The organism is Companilactobacillus farciminis KCTC 3681 = DSM 20184 (assembly GCF_002706745.1).
GTDB classification, from domain to species: domain Bacteria; phylum Bacillota; class Bacilli; order Lactobacillales; family Lactobacillaceae; genus Companilactobacillus; species Companilactobacillus farciminis.
Window position 1 is genome coordinate 180,863 of sequence record NZ_CP017702.1, and the last position, 17,461, is coordinate 198,323.

At 35.3% G+C, this 17,461-nt stretch carries 16 protein-coding genes and 1 CRISPR repeat array; of the genes, 7 read left to right on the top strand and 9 right to left on the bottom strand.

Annotated elements, in window-relative coordinates; all coding sequences use genetic code 11:
* Positions 1-11: 11 nt before the first annotated feature.
* From lacG to LF20184_RS00875, 3 genes are all read left to right on the top strand, one after another.
* Positions 12-1,442, top strand: a complete 1,431-nt coding sequence (gene lacG, locus LF20184_RS00865) for a 6-phospho-beta-galactosidase (RefSeq protein WP_010018964.1) — start codon at positions 12-14, stop codon at positions 1,440-1,442.
* Between the two features lie 133 nt (positions 1,443-1,575).
* Positions 1,576-3,327, top strand: a complete 1,752-nt coding sequence (locus LF20184_RS00870; RefSeq protein ID WP_010018963.1) for a PTS lactose transporter subunit IIBC — start codon at positions 1,576-1,578, stop codon at positions 3,325-3,327.
* 102 nt (positions 3,328-3,429) lie between these two features.
* Positions 3,430-3,651 (top strand): hypothetical protein, encoded by a 222-nt coding sequence (locus LF20184_RS00875; RefSeq protein ID WP_010018962.1) that lies wholly within the window; start codon positions 3,430-3,432, stop codon positions 3,649-3,651.
* 34 nt (positions 3,652-3,685) lie between these two features.
* Here the strand turns inward: LF20184_RS00875 and LF20184_RS00880 are convergent, their stop codons facing one another.
* The 3 genes from LF20184_RS00880 to LF20184_RS00890 form a co-directional block, all read right to left on the bottom strand.
* Complete coding sequence (locus LF20184_RS00880) at positions 3,686-4,825, bottom strand: trans-sulfuration enzyme family protein (protein WP_010018960.1); 1,140 nt, start codon at positions 4,823-4,825, stop codon at positions 3,686-3,688.
* 236 nt (positions 4,826-5,061) lie between these two features.
* Positions 5,062-5,721, bottom strand: coding sequence for a histidine phosphatase family protein (locus LF20184_RS00885; RefSeq protein ID WP_010018958.1), 660 nt, complete (start codon positions 5,719-5,721; stop codon positions 5,062-5,064).
* Positions 5,722-5,764: 43 nt separating this feature from the next.
* Complete coding sequence (locus LF20184_RS00890; RefSeq protein ID WP_010018957.1) at positions 5,765-6,424, bottom strand: histidine phosphatase family protein; 660 nt, start codon at positions 6,422-6,424, stop codon at positions 5,765-5,767.
* A gap of 110 nt (positions 6,425-6,534) precedes the next feature.
* Between LF20184_RS00890 and LF20184_RS00895 the strand changes: the two genes are divergently transcribed.
* Positions 6,535-7,155, top strand: a complete 621-nt coding sequence (locus LF20184_RS00895; protein ID WP_010018956.1) for an NAD(P)-dependent oxidoreductase — start codon at positions 6,535-6,537, stop codon at positions 7,153-7,155.
* A gap of 4 nt (positions 7,156-7,159) precedes the next feature.
* Positions 7,160-7,603 carry a flavodoxin domain-containing protein gene (locus LF20184_RS00900; protein WP_010018954.1) on the top strand — a complete coding sequence of 148 codons (444 nt, stop codon included), beginning with the start codon at positions 7,160-7,162 and terminating at the stop codon, positions 7,601-7,603.
* 224 nt (positions 7,604-7,827) lie between these two features.
* Positions 7,828-8,393: a CRISPR direct-repeat array (repeat unit 37 nt; unit sequence AGGTTCTTAAGTAAATAGAAAGACATACTTCTAAAAC).
* 20 nt (positions 8,394-8,413) lie between these two features.
* Here LF20184_RS00900 and csn2 read toward each other — a convergent pair.
* The 4 genes from csn2 to cas9 all read right to left on the bottom strand — a co-directional run bounded on the left by csn2 (position 8,414) and on the right by cas9 (position 14,531).
* Positions 8,414-9,118, bottom strand: a complete 705-nt coding sequence (csn2, locus tag LF20184_RS00905; RefSeq protein WP_010018952.1) for a type II-A CRISPR-associated protein Csn2 — start codon at positions 9,116-9,118, stop codon at positions 8,414-8,416.
* A complete protein-coding gene (gene cas2 / locus LF20184_RS00910) occupies positions 9,115-9,420 on the bottom strand; it encodes a CRISPR-associated endonuclease Cas2 (RefSeq protein ID WP_050783074.1) in 306 nt (101 codons plus the stop codon). The genes csn2 and cas2 overlap by 4 nt, the downstream gene beginning before the upstream one ends.
* A 4-nt stretch (positions 9,421-9,424) precedes the next feature.
* Complete coding sequence (cas1, locus tag LF20184_RS00915; protein ID WP_010018950.1) at positions 9,425-10,303, bottom strand: type II CRISPR-associated endonuclease Cas1; 879 nt, start codon at positions 10,301-10,303, stop codon at positions 9,425-9,427.
* Positions 10,304-10,460: 157 nt separating this feature from the next.
* Positions 10,461-14,531, bottom strand: a complete 4,071-nt coding sequence (cas9, locus tag LF20184_RS00920) for a type II CRISPR RNA-guided endonuclease Cas9 (protein WP_010018949.1) — start codon at positions 14,529-14,531, stop codon at positions 10,461-10,463.
* Between the two features lie 192 nt (positions 14,532-14,723).
* Here cas9 and LF20184_RS00925 point away from each other — a divergent pair, with 192 nt between their 5' ends.
* A complete protein-coding gene (locus tag LF20184_RS00925) occupies positions 14,724-15,290 on the top strand; it encodes a sunset domain-containing protein (RefSeq protein ID WP_010018947.1) in 567 nt (188 codons plus the stop codon).
* Positions 15,287-16,114 carry a DNA/RNA non-specific endonuclease gene (locus tag LF20184_RS00930; protein ID WP_010018946.1) on the top strand — a complete coding sequence of 276 codons (828 nt, stop codon included), beginning with the start codon at positions 15,287-15,289 and terminating at the stop codon, positions 16,112-16,114. Before LF20184_RS00925 ends, LF20184_RS00930 begins: the two co-directional genes overlap by 4 nt.
* A 33-nt stretch (positions 16,115-16,147) precedes the next feature.
* On the opposite strand, the gene LF20184_RS00935 is transcribed toward LF20184_RS00930, so the two are convergent.
* Both LF20184_RS00935 and LF20184_RS00940 read right to left on the bottom strand, forming a co-directional pair.
* Positions 16,148-16,549 (bottom strand): MerR family transcriptional regulator, encoded by a 402-nt coding sequence (locus LF20184_RS00935; RefSeq protein ID WP_010018945.1) that lies wholly within the window; start codon positions 16,547-16,549, stop codon positions 16,148-16,150.
* A gap of 22 nt (positions 16,550-16,571) precedes the next feature.
* The gene (locus LF20184_RS00940; RefSeq protein ID WP_010018944.1) at positions 16,572-17,306 is read right to left on the bottom strand and encodes an SDR family oxidoreductase; all 735 of its coding nucleotides are present in this window, start codon (positions 17,304-17,306) and stop codon (positions 16,572-16,574) included.
* Positions 17,307-17,461 lie beyond the last annotated feature (155 nt).

Sequence of the window (17,461 nt, forward strand, 5' to 3'; positions counted from 1 at the left end):
GAGGTAAGGGTTTGAGTATTGAATTAAATCGTGTGAAAAAATTGCCCAAAGACTTCATTTGGGGTGGCGCTACTGCCGCATATCAAGTAGAAGGTGCTACAAAGGTCGATGGCAAAGGTAAAACGATGTGGGATGACTATTTGAAAGCTCAAGGTCGTTTCGCTCCAGATCCAGCCAGTGACTTTTATCATTTATATCCTGAAGATATTCGCCTATCTAAGAAATACGGTTTGAATGCTATCCGTGTTTCAATTGCTTGGACAAGAATCTTCCCTAAGGGCTATGGAGAACCAGTTCAAGCCGGAGTCGATTACTACCACAGATTGTTTAAGGAATGCTTGGATAACGGCATTGAACCATATGTATCGCTACATCATTTTGATTCTCCAAAGACATTATTTGATGACGGCGACTGGTTGAACCGCAAGAATATTGATCATTTCGTTGATTATGCAAAATTCTGTTTCGATGAATTCCCAGAAGTTACTCATTGGTTCACGATCAATGAATTGATTTCTCTAGCATATTCACAATATATTCAAGGGAACTTCCCACCAAGCCACAAGTTCGATGTAACTAGTGCTATTCAAGCTGAACACAACGAACTACTAGCTCATGCTAAAGTAGTCAACTTGTTCAAAGATGGTGGTTACAAAGGCAAGATTGGTTTGATTCACGTACTTCAACCGGTTTACCCATATCCAAATACGCCAGAAAATCAACACGCGGCAGATCTTAGCGATGCCTTCATGAATGCCTTCTTACTCGATGGTACATTCAAAGGCGAATACACTGATAAGACAATGAAACTTATCAATGAGATCCTTGATGCTAACGATGCCAAATTAGACATTCAAGATGGCGATATGGATATCTTGAAGAAAGCCTCAACACGAAATGATTACTTTGGTTTGAACTATTATCAACCATCATTCTTCGCCGCATATGACGGTGAAAGTACTAATCATTTCAATGGTACTGGCGAGAAGGGTACCTCATCATTCAAATTCAAAGGAGTTGGTCAAGCAGTTAAAAATCCTAATATCCCAACAACTGATTGGGATTGGAACATCTATCCAGAAGGCTTGTATGACATTTTGAAACGAGTAAGTTCTGAATATCCAAACAGTAAAGAAATCTTCATTACTGAAAATGGTTTAGGACTAAAAGAGGAATTGCCAGAAAATGTGACTGATGACACGATTATCAATGACGACAAACGTATCGATTTCGTTGATCAACACATGGAAGCAATTTTGAAGGCTCGTAGTGAAGGGGTCAATGTAAACGGTTACTTCATCTGGTCTCTTCAAGATCAATTCTCATGGGCTAATGGATACAACAAGCGTTATGGTTTGTTCTTTATAGATTTCGCAACACAAAAACGTTATATCAAGAAGAGTGCTTTGTGGTACAAGGCACTCGCTGACACAATGAAATAGCTTCTAGTTGTGGATTGTTACTATTAAATTAGGCATGACCGCAGTTGGTGCTTGGTACTTTGTCGTACCCTGGCCAATTGCGGTCATTTTTTTATGAAATTTTTGGTTATAGGAATAAAAAAGGGGTGTAATAATGCAATTTATTATTGATAAATTGGAGGCTCATCAAAAATTCTTTGATAAAATTTCGAAGAATATTTATTTGATGGCTATCAAGGATGGGTTCTTGGCAGCTATGCCAATTATCTTGTTCTCAAGTATTTTTATTTTGATTACTTCCGTTTTGCCATTGGTCGGGATTCATATTCCTGCTGGCATAAACGATTGGTGTAATAAGATTTACAATTACACAATGGGGTTTGTTGGTTTGTATGTTGCAGGTACTACTGCTAAGGCTTTGACAGGTTCTAAAAACCAACGTATTAAAGGTGGACGTTTCATCAACTCTACTTCTACAATGATGGCTTCAATGTGTGGATTCATGCTTTTAGCTATCGGCACTACTAAGAGCGGGGCTTATATTGGCGACTACTTTGGTACTAAAGGACTATTGTCAGCCTTTGTTGCTGCATTCTCTACTGTAGCTATTTATAAGTTCTGTGTTGAAAGAGATATCACTATTAAGATGCCTAAAGAAGTTCCTGGTGCTATTGCACAAAACTTCCGTGATATTTTCCCATTCTCATTCTCAGTTATTGCTATGGGTCTTATTGATGCACTAATTCGTTTCTGGTTAAACGTTCCTTTCGGAGAAATGCTTACTACTTTGATCTCACCATTATTCAAAGGTGCTGAAAGTTATTGGGGAATGGCAATCATTTGGTTCCTTATTCCTCTATTCTGGTTCATGGGTATCCACGGACCTTCAGTTGTAAAACCTGCTCTTGAAGCTGCTTTGTATGGTAATACAACTGCTAACTTAGCTTTGTTTAAAGCTGGTCACTTCCCATATCACTCACTAACAGAAAACTTTGGTAACTTCGTTGGTGAACTTGGTGGTACTGGTGCTACATTCGTTGTTCCATTTATCTTTATTCTTTTAATGAAATCAAAACAATTAAAGGCTATTGGTAAGGCTTCAGTTGTTCCAGTAATGTTTGCCGTTAACGAACCTCTATTGTTCGGTGCTCCAATCATTTTGAACCCTTACTTCTTCATTCCATTTGTTCTATCACCAATTGTTAACGTTGTTGTTGGTAAAATGTTTATCGATCTATTGGGTATGCGTGGATTTATGTACGTATTGTCATGGGCTTTGCCAGGGCCTATTGGTATATTCCTAAATACTAATATGCAAATGGTTTCACTATTATTGATCGTTGTACTATTGGCATTAGATACTTTGATTTACCTACCATTCTGTAAAGCTTATGATGCTTCTCTTGTTAAACAAGAAGCTGAAGTTGATGCACAAGAAGCTGCTACAGACGGTGTTGAACTTGCCGGTGCCAGTGCTGGTGCTGCTACAGTTGCTACATCTTCAAATGAAACACAAAGTAATGAAACAGTTTCAACAGATTCAGATTCTTCAAGTGATATTAAATTAGATCATCAAGTTAAAGTTTTGGTTCTCTGTGCCGGTGGTGGTACTAGTGAACAATTAGCTAATGCTTTAATGGATGGTGCTAAAGAATATAATGTTCCTATCGTAGCCAGTGCCGGAGCTTATGGTTCTCACCACGATATTCTTCCAAATTACGATTTAGTTGTTTTAGCTCCACAAGTTAGAACTTATTACGATGATCTAAAAGCTGATACTGATCGTTTAGGTATTCAATTAGTTGCTACAAAAGGTCAACAATACATTGCCTTAACACGTGATTCTAAGAAAGCTTTGAATTTCGTTATGGATAACTTGAATAAAGCTGATGACGATAAAAAATAATCATTAAAGAAGAAAAACACCCTCCTTGAGGATGTTTTTTCTTTTAGGCGAAGATATTTAGATAAAATATAGTTAGTAAATAAATACGATGAGGTGAGTCAAATGTCTGGAATTTTTACAGCTCAACATGTTTTTTCAGTTATATTTATCTTATTGTCTTTGTATCAATTTAGAAATGCTCGTAATTATAAAAAGACAATTATGAAGCATGGTACTGGTCAACCAGTATCCTTTGGAGCTGGAATGCTCTGGAATAATTATATAACGGCAATTGGATTGCTATGTTTTGCCATCATGCTACTAGTTGGTCCATTGAGCCATTAAGACTGTTCATCCTGTCAAAGGGATGGGCAGTTTTTTAGATTTGATTAAAAGCTTGTTTCAAGTCGTCCAATAAGTCAGTTTCATCTTCCAAACCAACTGACAAACGGATCAATTCGTCAGTGATACCATTTTGAAGACGGATTTCTCGAGGGATGGCAGCGTGGGTCATAACAGCAGGAACTTCAATCAAACTTTCGATACCACCGAGACTTTCAGCTAAATCAATCAGTTTTAAGCTTTCGACAAATTTCTTAGCGTCTAAGCCAGGTTGTAATTCAAAGGAGATCATCGCACCAAAACCATTCATTTGTTTCTTGGCAATTTCATAGCCAGTTGAATCTGGATTGCCAGGATAATAAACTTTGGACACTTTGCCGTTGTTAGTTAAGTAGTTGTAAACGGCCGTGGCATTTTCGTGATGAACACGCATTCTAACACCGAGAGTCTTGATTCCACGCATCAAAAGCCAACTATCGTCAGGACCTAAGACGCTACCGATAGAATTTTGTAAGAATGCCAATTCTTCAGCAATTTCAGTATCATTTGTAACGGCTAAACCAGCAACAACATCACTGTGACCGCCAAGATATTTAGTAGCACTGTGAACGACAATATCGACACCGAGAGTTAAAGGATTTTGATTGTAAGGTGTAGCAAAGGTATTATCAACGATAGTCAATAAATCGTGTTTTTTAGCAATTTTAGCTACAGCTTCAATATCGGTAATTTTTAAAAGTGGGTTAGTAGGTGTTTCAAAGTAAATTGCTTTGGTATTGTCTTGAATGGCATTCTCAACAGTTACAAGGTCTCTAGTGTCAACAACGGTAAATTCTAAACCGAAGCGTTTGAGAACTTTGTTAACTAGTCTAAAAGTACCACCGTAAACATCATTACCAATGATAATATGGTCACCACTGGAAAAGAGCGAGAAGACTGCATGAATAGCAGCTGAACCGGAACTAAAGGCAAAACCTGCTTTGCCATTTTCGATGTCAGCAATCAAGGCTTCCAAAGCGTTACGAGTGGGATTGCCAGTACGGGCATATTCCCATTTAGGTTGAGCACCGAGTTGATGTTGATGGAAAGTAGATGAGCGATAGATTGGAATTGAGACAGCACCAGTTTCTTGATCTTCATTAATGCCACCGTGAATTAATTTTGTATTGAATTTCATAATGAATTCTCCTTTGTTTTTGGGCGTAAAAAAAGGGTGCAAATCAATAAATGATCTGCACCCTACGCGTTTTATTACTAGTCCGTTGTGATTTTTAAATACTCAAACAGACGGTACGCATAGAATGCGAACCGCAACAACATAAGTTTTGAGCATTGATTAAAATCATGTTTGGGACCTCCTAGTAATTGATGACCTGAGAATATATTAATAAAATTGTTTTGTCAAATATTTTTTTACTCGAGCATTTGATTGTAGCTAGTGACGTGATTTTTACCGTTATCACGAGTTAACATTGTTAAACTAGAGTTTCTAGGACTAACCGTTACGTCAAAGGAGCCATCGTTATAACGGTCGGTAATTGAACGAATCGTTGTTCCATGGGAAACTAAAAGAATCTTGTCGCCATCTTTGGCGATTTGGTCTAATTTTTCAAAACCTTTGTCAACACGATTCCAGTATTCTTCAGCGTTTTCGGCCTCGTGGAAGGGGTCGGCTTCTTTCATGAAGTCCTTAGTAGCGTCCATGCCATATTTGGCAATGATTTCTGCAAAGGAACTAGCTCCGTGAGGTTGTCCGACCATGAACCAAGCTTCGGGTGAATTCATACCTTCATAATATCCATAAAATTCTTCACGAAATTCCATCATTTTTTGAGGAGTGATTTTGTCGTGATTGATGTTTTCATCAACGATTAACTTACAAGTATCGATAGCACGTCTAGCATCGGATGAGAATGCGGCCGCAAAATCGACATCTTTTAGTGCGTGAGCAGCTTGTTTAGCTACTTCAATTCCCTCGGGTGCAAGTGGGGTATCTGACCAACCTTGCATTTTGTTGTAACGATTAAACCAAGTACGTCCGTGACGAACTAAGTAAATTTGGTATTTTGCCATTAAAAAGTATCCTCCTGGTAATGTGTAACTTAATCTTACTACATTATTTGATTAGAGACTGGTTGTACTTAGTGATTTTGTTAGTATCTGTGGCTGGATCACGTTCTAGTAAAGTTAAACTGGCGTTAGCGGGGATGTCATTTAGGACGATATCTTTAGTTTTATAGCGAATAGCAAAACCTAAAATAGTAATACTGTGAGTAACTAAAAGGATTTTGTCGCCGTCTTTAGCAATTTGGTCAACTTTCTTGAAACCACGTTCAATTCGGCTCCAATATTCTTGTGAATTTTCGGCATCGTGAAGTGGATCAGCTTCTTTAACGAAGTCCATTGTGGCATCGAAGCCATACTTATTAACGATATCCGCAAATCCTCTAGCGTGATGAGGCTTACCAATGGCAAACCAGGATTCATCAATGCTGCGACCCTCGAAATAGCCATAGAACTGTTCTCTGAATTCGGATAATTCTTGTGGTACCAAATGATTTTTATTTCTTCTAGTAATGATGCGAGTAGTATCGACCGCACGTTTCATATCGGACGTCAAAGCTGCCGCAAAGTCGACATTTTTGAGCGATTCGGCAGCCTTTTGAGCAACTGCGACCCCATCAGTCGTCAAAGGTGTGTCAGACCAACCTTGCATTTTTTCATATTCGTTGTACCAAGTTCTACCGTGTCTTACTAAATAAATTTGATATGCCATTAAATACGCCTCCTAGCACAACAAGTTTACTATAAAAGAGACTTATCTTTAGTGATTTTGCTTAGAGTTGTGTAAAGTAAACTTGTCGAAAGAATTTGGAGGTAATTAATATGAAAATAGCAGTTATTGGAGCTAATGGTAAAGAAGGTTCTTTGATCGTCGAGGAAGCTTTGAACCGTGGAATAGACGTAACCTCAATTGTGCGTGATGAAAAGAAGGCTAAGACGGATAAGTTTTTAGTACGCGACGTTTATAGTTTAAAAAAAGATGACGTCAAAGACTTTGATGTATTGGTAGATGCTTTAGGATTTTTCGGGCCTAACGTGGATCAATACGTTCCTGCAACTAAACATTTGATTGACATCTTGGAAGGTACAAACACTAGATTATTAGTTGTTGGTGGAGCTGGTTCTTTGTATGTCGATAAAGAGCATACGAAGCAACTTTATCAAGCAGCCGATTTCCCAGAAAGTGTCAAACCTTTGAGTGAAGAAATGGGTAAATCACTAGACGTCTTGCGTGAAAGTGATATTAATTGGACCTTCATTAGCCCAGCCGCTAGTTTCGATGCTAAAGGACCAAAGACCGACGAATATGTTTTGGCTGGCGAAGAATTGACCTTTGATAAAAATGGCAATAGTGAGATTAGTTACGCTGATTTTGCCTTGGCTATGGTTGACGAAATCGTTAATGCTAAACATCAAAAAGAACGTATTAGCGTTAGATGGTAGGTAAATGATGAAGATATTGATAACTTATACTAGTATGACTGGACGCAACGAGAAAATTGCTAAATATTTAGCTGATTATTTAGAAAAAAATGATGCGGACGTAGCTTTAGAACAAATAATCGATACCGATGCTTATGAACTTTCTGAATACGATGCTGTAATTGTTGACACATACACTTATAATGACGGCGAAGTACCAGAAGAAGCTCAAGATTTTTATGAAGATTTGGCCGATGTTGACTTGGAAAGAACTAAGTTTACCGTGTTAGGATCAAGCTCCAAAGGACACATTCACTTTGGTCGTGCGGTAGATTATTTCACGATGCGACTGAATTCCAGTAACGGCGAACAAGTCGCTGACTCCGTGAAGATTGATCAAGATCCAGACGAAGACGATTTGAAACGTGTCCGGACTTTGGGTGATTATGTTATGAAGAGTTTGAAATAAAAAAATGAAAAGCTCTAGTATTGGAATCTTTTGGGATTCTGTACTAGAGCTTTTTGTTTGAGATGATTTACTTCTAAGGCAAGTAATTGAGATGACGTACTTGTAAGCATACTAAAAATGATTTATTGATTTGAATCTCTTAACAAGGATAAGTATAGCAAGTTCTTGAAAAATAGAAAGGCGTACTTCTAGAACTTAACTGTATCTTTGTCCTTACTGTAGCTAGATTATCAAGTAAAAAGGAAGACAAACTTCTAAAACACGGATTCACGCATGCCGGTGTAATTATTAGGTTCTTAAGTAAAAAGAAAGACATACTTCTAAAACGGATAAGTATTTTCAAAGCAATTCAGGATAAGGTTCTTAAGTAAAAAGAAAGACATACTTCTAAAACTTAGAAGGAATTGAAGAAATGATTCCACTAGGTTCTTAAGTAAATAGAAAGGCATACTTCTAAAACGGATATCAAGAAGGAACTTGACCTTGACGAGGTTCTTAAGTAAATAGAAAGACATACTTCTAAAACTTAGCAATTGGTTTGGTTGATGATACACAAGGTTCTTAAGTAAATAGAAAGACATACTTCTAAAACCGCTATTACGCCAATTTGTATGGTATTCCAGGTTCTTAAGTAAATAGAAAGACATACTTCTAAAACGCAACCGATGAGAAAGCCAAGCAATCAGTAGGTTCTTAAGTAAATAGAAAGACATACTTCTAAAACTAACTTTATGAATTCGAAAAGGCTGCTCGCGGTTCTTAAGTAAATAGAAAGACATACTTCTAAAACCGTTGTTTTCTAATCAACTTCTAATAATCAAACCTAACATGATCATTATCGATTGAATAGACTTTAGCATTTAGTTTTTCCTCCTTAAAAATCATAGGGTAAGATTCTAAAGAAACTAGCTTTAAATCAACGGATTTTAGATAAGCATGTATCTCATTTAACTGATTAACGTTCAATAGGCGACCAATGTTGTTAAAAATAAGCATTTTTTTATTAGTGAAATCAGAATAAAAACTGATTACATCCATAATTTTATCACAGTAATTAGCCCAACTACTAAAATCTATTTTGATGTCCTTTGATTTTAGTAGTTTCTCGTAATTGGCATACATATCAAGGGTTAAGGGCAATGAATATCTAGTAATGGAGTCAAAAACGACGCTATTTAAATCGGCATTAACTTTTTCAATTTCGTTAAGCATTATTTGTGAATCCTCGATTATCTTTTTTAAAATAATTCTCATTTGACTACTTGCATTGAGATTGAATGAACTGAGATTACCAATAAAACTAATGTCTTTTAGATGTTCTTCAATAGGCTCATCGTCGTTAGTATAAAAATGAATAATTCGGTTGGTGTCGTCAGAAAAAGTTTCGCCATTTTTTAATTTGTTAATTCTAAAAATTAAATTGGAATATTCATCAATATTTTGAAAATTAAGTAGCGTTATGCCATCGTTTATTTCAAAGGGCTTATAAGGAAATACTGTAATTGTATTAGTCATATTACCGTCAACCTCTCAAAAGTGTTTTCTTCTGAAGCATCTTTTTTACCAGTTAAAAATGAAATTGATGCAAATTGTTTTTCAGTAACGATTAAGGATTGAACCAATCCCTTTTGTGGGGCGTACATAGAAATCTTTTTATTCAATAAATTAGCGGATTGACGATCAATTAAAATACACGTGTAAATTGATTCTTGCATCATCGTAAAACCGTCATTTAAAAGTCGCTTTCTAAATTGTCGATAATTTCTCCTATCCATAGCAGTTAGGGTAGGTAAATCAAACATTATTATTAAGCGCATCACTCTACTCCTCATCTTTAAAACCTACTTTTTTGATTTCTACTTCTTGGTTTGAATCTAAATAAGAGATGCAATCACGAATATATTGAGATAAAGCGTTTTTTAAGATAAAAGTTTTAGAACCGTAAGAGATTTCTTGATTTAAAATATCAACTAGTTCTAATTTCATATATTCATCAAAATTGTAGTCTGATTTTTGAAAGACCTTATCATCAACAAAGGGACGGAAAGGTTCCATTAAATCACTGGATAAATTGAAACAATTTTTTAAACTGTGATGGTGAATTCCCAGTTGTGTCAGGTATCCTTGAGCAATAATTTCTTGATTAGTAGCGGACAACAAAATGGTGTAGCCGTAATTAAGCATGGCGTTTATTTTGGTATCTTTCCCGCGTGAGAAATTTTCATTGAACAGCGCCAAAAAGTATTTTCTTGCTATCACTGCTTCACGATTTGAAGAGTCATTTTCTTGAATGAATCTATATTCGTTATCTAAAAAGGATGGTGATAAATCAGCTCTTACGAGTACGGAACGCTGATTTTGCAATTTATTTTTGACGACCCGGGTCCATAAATCTTGTTTCGTAGGTAAAGACCAGGAAACTTGATTTTCAATATTTTGATTACGTTGGATGTTGTTATAGTAGCCGTTTAATTCAGCACAAGGATTGTGATCTTCGGCGCAAAAAATGACTTTGATGTTTTCGGTCACTAGCTTTGAAATCAAATATCCTGTAATGACTGATTGGGTAGTAGCTATGATAATACAATTAATCTGGTGAAAAGGGATTTGCTTTATGTCCATATTAGTTTGAATAAGCAGATGATTAGCTTTGTAAGATAATTTAGCCTTCTGTGTAATATAAATAGTTCGCCAACCCATAATTCTTCTCCTAAAAATATTGATATAAAAATAGAAGTACGATAAACTGTAATTGGTTCGTAAGTAAATAGAAAGACATACTTAGATTAAAATAAACAATAATGTTAAATGGTCGTAAGGCTGCTCCCGCGTGGGGGCTTTTTTTTTGCCTTTTTTGTTATTCGATGTGAATTCTTGTTTCATATAAGCCAGTTACAGATTGATAAATAAAATCTGTATTATTGAGTGTTAAACCATGAGTTTTTCTTCCAAAAGCCTTTTTTTCTATATTGTTAAAAATTAAATGTGCTGAAGTAGAATTGGCATGTAAAAGAGTGATCAATTCTTCTAGTGAATTTACTTTTTCAGAGGTAGTAGCCTGATTGAAGTTCTCAATGTTGGCTATTAGGAATTCTCGCTCGCCTTTATAGAAAGGATAAAATTTTTTCATTTTTGTAATTAATTCTTGGAGTATTTCAACGAGAATATTTTTGTCGTAGAATGCTAGAATTTGATCCAAATCTTCATCAGGTATTTGAAGTAGTCGTAATAAAGCTGAGTGTTCGGGAGGCAAAATTAACTGTTGCCTGTTAGCAACTTCCCTATCTGAGTTTAATGACAACAGACCAACTTTTTTGCTATAAATTATTTGTCCTATGGGAACATTATTTTTAATGATTTGAATAGATTTCTTATGTTTGACGTTTTCCTCCAGCCAATTTTGAAGTGTTTTTTTATCCTTCAAATCGTTAATTAATCGAATTGGAATAGCAACAGGTTTAATTTTATTATTATCAATTTTGACAATTGTGATGGAAGATTTGTTGTCTCCACTAAAGCCACCATATATATTTGGATCCATATCTTTCTTTTGAGCAATGAGTTTCTTATACTTGGGATTTTTAGGAGAATAGATTGTTTGATCATAAAATTGACCAGTTTTAATTTCAGTCTTTCTGGTAACGTTACATTGGTGGTAATTGAATATTTTTAAAATCTTATCTCGGAATCCGACATTCCAAATAATTTCGCCAGTATTTCTATCATATTGAGTTGTTCCATTCACTAATGGAGAAATAATAAAGCCGTTCTTTCTACTGTCAGGTAACTTTTTCTTTTTAGAATATAATTCTTTTACTTGACCGTAGAATTTATTATATTCGCCATTCATTAGTAACATTTCATTGGTAGGGAATCTACGTAAGCGATATGTACCTAAGAAACTAGCCAAATAAGCATCTTGGGCATGATGAAAGTCGTTGACATTACGGTTTTTGACTAATTCAGGGTGTTTAAAATGATAGGTGTCGTCTTGACCACTTAGAGCTTTTCTGAAGGCGGTCGAGAGATTAGCCCTAGCTTGAATACAGGTAGTTCCTTGATTTTTATACATATTATCTAAAATATTGGCTACACCTTTTACCATTTGAGAAGTTTGGACTAATTGACGATGAATAAAACCTAATTTATCTTTGTCTGTAATTACACGTCTAGTTAAATTTTTAAATTTCTTTAGCCCTATCATGTTGTTATTTAACATATAGGTCCAACGTTCTAAGTTTCTATCTATTACATTGGAATTTAATAATAAATCATCTGCTTTACGTTGATTTTCTTTAGCCAATACTAAAGCTTTGTTTTCCAAAGAATCATCAGGGATATAAGTTCTAGGTAAAATATGGTCAACTTGGTAATCAGATAGTTTGTTTATATTTAGACTTTCTTCTGAGTACAGTGATTTTCCATTTTGTAGGAAATAAAGCATGATCCGTTCACTAGACAAATCGTTTTTATGTTTTTTAAGTTCTTCTTGAATTTTCTTGTTTGGAACTAAATATTCGCGCAATTGTGGTTTGAAATCGTTAGCTTTATTGAGAAGTTTGCTTTGTAATCTTTTAATCCTTTTTTCTCGTGAAGTAGTAATTTCGGATTTTTTTGTTTCGCGAGTAACTTCAATAAAAATATGTTTAGGCGCATGTCCCATAAACTTAACTATTTCTTGAACTATCTTAATAGATTGCGTGATTCCACGCTTAAGAGCAGGGGAGACGTGAATATCATTAACTAAATCAGATATATTTTGATCTTCGTTTTTATTTAGATTGTGATTTTCTATATAATTCTTAAAGTCATATTTATCATTGGACATGATACTAATGAAATTATTGTTTGTTGCCCACATTAAATCTAATATAGAGTAATTTGATAATTGTAATAATTGTGGAGTGTTAGTTTCAGTTGTGATGTCCATAAGGATTTTCTTAGATAAACGTCCCCATCCTTTATAACGCATGTTAGATATTTTTTTGATCTGGTCAGGTGTGTAAGAGTACTTAGAAGAATGTAATTTTTCATTTAATATTTGTTTATCTTCGAAAATTGTTAACCATTCAATGAGTTCTTCAATTTGATCATAATTCTTGTTATCTTCCATAAAGGACGAGCCAAATATTTTTTTCATATCTAAATAGGTAGTTAAAGTGGAATTAAATTCATCTTTTTGTGACAAACCAATTAAAATAGGGTTCTTGTAATATCCTTGAGCAATTAACCATTTTGTTAATTTTTTTACGGTAACTTTTTTATACTTTTTAAATAGTTCGTTGTAAATACGTTGCTTGGTTTCTACAGTTAATCTAGATCCGATGGGATTTGTTTTTAGATTTTCTGTTATGCGAATATTGTTTAATTCGTTAAGAACTTCATATCGTTGGTATATCAAACTATTTTTAGGTAAGACAGGTTCACCTACTAAATATGAATCTGTTACGGTCATACGGCGAATAAATTTATTTGAAGATTTTTCTCTATCTACTATTTCATCAAAGTTCCAAGGACGGGCATGACCATTAGACTTACGTTCCATCCAAGCAAAAGGATTTTTTTCAGCTGATTGTAAAGGCCCTACATAGTAAGGTATACGAAAACTTAGTATTGACAGTAGTTTTTCCTTATTTTCTTTTAGAAATGGATAGTATTGGCTTTGATTATCAATGATCTTTTCCATTTCAATTTTATTCAATTGATAAGGAACGACGCCATTTTCACTATTACGTGGTTTTACTAGATATGTTCCTTTGGATATCTTTTCTTCAGCTTCTTTGGCCAAATTAGTTGGGAGAGCAACTTTCAAAAATTTTTTTAAACTGGTATATAATTCTTTAGTTCCATATTTTGGTTTGTTTATATAGTCATCATAGGCTTGTCTTGATTGTTCAACAGCCTCTTCATTCTTGGTAGTATGCCACATATCGCGTAGTTTACATAAATCAATAGCGTGATTTTCGTATTGATTCACTTTAGCCATACTAAAATAAGATTCGCCGTTAAGAATCTCGTTCAAAGTGATAGTGCTATATATTCTGTTGGCTGCATCTAGAACTGTGAACTGATCATCATCTAGTATGGAGTCTAAATCATCTAATTTTGATTCTATATCTTTACCAGAAAAATTGAGTTTTTCTTCATCCTTAGTTAATGATGTTTTAAAGATAGTATTTAGATGTGCTACGTTTCCTAAGATTAGATTAATGACTTCTTTAAGCAACTTTTTAGTTTCTTTATCCAATGTAAAGTCTTTTAAAATATTACTTGATTTTTGAGTAGCATTACCACGGCCAATTAAGATATCGCTGATGTGATTCCAATCACAATCGTCTGGGAAAGAAATGTCGTATTTTATTAATTGTTGGTTAAGTTCAATTAGTTCTTTTGATAAATTATTATTCAAATTGGATATGTTAAATTTTTGATGTTCGTAAGTAAAATTACCACGATACTTAAGAATATTGTGAAGTGCTAAATAAATTAAACGAATATCAGCTTTGTCTTTATTTAAAATCAATTCTTTTCTTAAATGGAAAATTGTTGGAAATTCTCGATAGTATTCTTTATCCGTGTACGGACCGTCAATGAATAAATTGTATTTATCTCTTTTTCTATCAGGATCTTTTTTAGAAACCCAAGAGTTTTGTAGTCGAATTAAAAAAGAAGGGTCAGTTTTGGCTAGTTCTTCACTAAAGATTTCATTCAACCAATTGATACGATTTTTGCGTCTTCTATAGCGTCGTCTTGTTGAACGGTTTAGTCGAGTTTCCTTAGCTGTTTGAGCTTCTTCAAATAATCTGACTCCCCAGAGATTTTTCTTTTTGATATTAAGTAGATCATAATTGTCATTGGTAACAGCCCATCCAACAGAGCTTGTCCCAATATCTAAACCGATATTATAAGGTTGTTCTTTTTTAGTCATAATATCCCCCAATTTCTTTTACTTGTAGTGTAATCGGATTCAACACTTACAGAATACAGTATATTTGAATATTAAAGTAGTCTAAATCCTAGTTTTAGATATTATTACGTAATCGAATACAATTCCCCTTGAGTCCACCAAAAATTTCTCGTAACATGAAATAAGAAGTTTTAACAAAAGGGGGACAAGGGGATGGCTCAATCCAAAACAGCAAGTAAGAAATTCATTGCTTTATTGAGTATTTTGCTGTGTTTATTAGTGGTTTCTGGTTGTTCAGAAGATGAATCAACATCAAATTCTTCTGATACGACCAAAACTGAATCGGTTCAAAAAGCTACTAAGGCTGATAAGTCAAAATACAGCATCGCTAAGAAAGAAAATGTTGCCTTGTTAGCGAAGAAGAAAAAACTTCAACAACAGGCTGATACTTTGGCATCACAAAAGCAACAAATTCAAAGTGATGAGAAAAAGGCTCAAGAACAACAGGCTGCAGCTCAAAAGAAGCAACAAGAAGAGCAACAAAAACAACAATCTGAAGCATCAGCTAGTTCTGCCAACCAACAATCGGAAGAACAAAGTCAATCACAATCAAATACGGATATGAATACGTCTGATTCGGGGAAAATCGTCGGCAACGTTAATTCACACATTTATCATGTCCCAGGTCAGAGTGGCTATCGAATGAACTCCAAAAATGCGGTTTATTTTGACAATGAACAAGATGCCATTAACGCAGGATATCGGAGGGCCTTGAGATGATGAAAAAATTAGTTAAATTACTGATGGTTTTACTGATGATTCCAAGCGTCGCTTATGCCGGTCAGCAGACTGAAGTAGAAGGTAAGTCAGAGGTCATCAGCAGTCAAACTTATCAAAAACGTACTAAAAAATTAGTTTCTAAGAATAAAAGGTTGAAGAAGTCGATCACTAAACTTCAAAAGCAGATTGCATCTGATCAACAATTTGTCGATGAACATTCTAATCAGAAGACTCAACAAGCTGACAATACAAACTTGGCTAATCTTGACTATAATGGTACGCAAGAAATTATCGTCAATAATAATGAGCCTAATTTCTCGCAGGCTGATTTAAGTACGGTCAATGGTGCTTGGCAAAAGTATGGCGACTTGGATAATTTGAATCGAGTTACAGCAGCCAATGCTTTGTTGAACGTATCTTTGATGCCTTCTGCTAAACGTGAACCGCTCCATTGGAATCCAACTGGGTGGCATAACAAGCGTATCAGTGGTGGCTGGTTGTACAATCGTAGTCATTTGATTGGCTATCAACTAACTGGTCAAAATAACAATCCTAAGAATTTGATGACGGGAACTCGTTCATTGAATAGTCCGGAAATGTTAGCTCATGAAATGGACATCGCTTATTACTTGAAGCAAAGCAGTTCGCACTATATCAGATATCGTGTCACGCCAGTCTTTCGTGGCAATGAATTACTACCAAGAGGGGTTCAAATGGAAGCTCAATCAGTTGGCGATAATTCAGTTCACTTCAATGTTTATATTTTTAACGTGCAAGATGGCGTTACTTTGAATTACAACGATGGAACTAGTCAAATTGGATAATATAAAAACCGCAATCAATTAGGTTGCGGTTTTTTACTGGGAAAAACGTCTGGCGGCACTCAAACTGTCAGACCTTTTTCCCTTCATAATTTCTTCTTCACGTTTAATTTTTGAATCAATGATGTCCATTCGTTCGACAGAATCTAGAAAGTCTCGTTTAGCTTTTTCACGCTGTTTGAGAAGCATTTTATAACGACGTTTCACGGCAGCGGGACCAGTTTCTTGGCAAAGTTCCAAATACTTTTTGATTTCGGAAATAGGAATGCCAAGCTCCCGTTGAAATTTAATTCCTTGGAGCCAAACGACAGCTTCATCATCAAAAATTCGTTCGCCGGTTAAATCTCTTTTTTCGGAAGGAATCAATCCCAAATCTGAATAGTAACGAATGGTGGCTACCGATAATCCTACAACTTTACTTACTTCAGAAATTTTCATTCATAAATCACTTTCTTCACGATTATTGTTGAGAAGTAGGGCGCATTACAATCTCATTCATAGTAGTGTCGTCAGGCATGTTGATGGCAAAGGCAATTGCTTGTGCGACCCGATCGGAACTAATGGCGTAAGCGTGATAAAAGGCGTCCAAATTTTGTTTGGTTTCAAGATCTTTAACGTGATCTAGCAATTCCGTTTTGACAGCCCCCGGTGAAATGACCGTTATGCGAATGTTGCTTTTAGCAGCAGCTTCTTCTTTGCGTAGGGCTTCACTGATGGCTCTAACACCAAATTTGGTAGCAGAATAAACACTGGAACCGATGCTAGTAGCGTGACCAGCTACAGAAGCAATATTGATGATTTGACCACTACTTTGTTTACGCATGATTGGTAGGGCAGAGTCAATTCCATAGAGTGTACCTTTTAAGTTAACGTCAATCATTTTATCCCACTCGTCAACGCGACCTTTGATTAATTCAGAACGAGGCATCAACCCAGCATTATTGATCCAAACGTCGATTCGTCCATATGTATTTAAAGCATATTGAGCAAGAGCTTGGACTTGAGACAGAACCGTAACGTCAGTAACTCTAAAACTTGCCTGTCCACCGTCATTCTTGATATCTTGAGTGATTTTTTCCAAACGATTCTCGCGCCGAGCACCTAAAACTACCGTATTTCCTTGCTTAGCCAACAATTTAGCGCTACTTTCACCGATACCACTAGAAGCACCAGTAATGACGATAATTTTACTCATAATGTCATACTCCTTAACGATTCTTATTAGTTTAGAATAGCATCAAGAATTTTTTTTGCTTCATAAAGACGGCTAGTTTATACGTATTGTAATTGTAAAAAAATAGCATCTGTTCAATCGTCCTGCTTAGAGGATTTCTGAATAGATGCCATTAA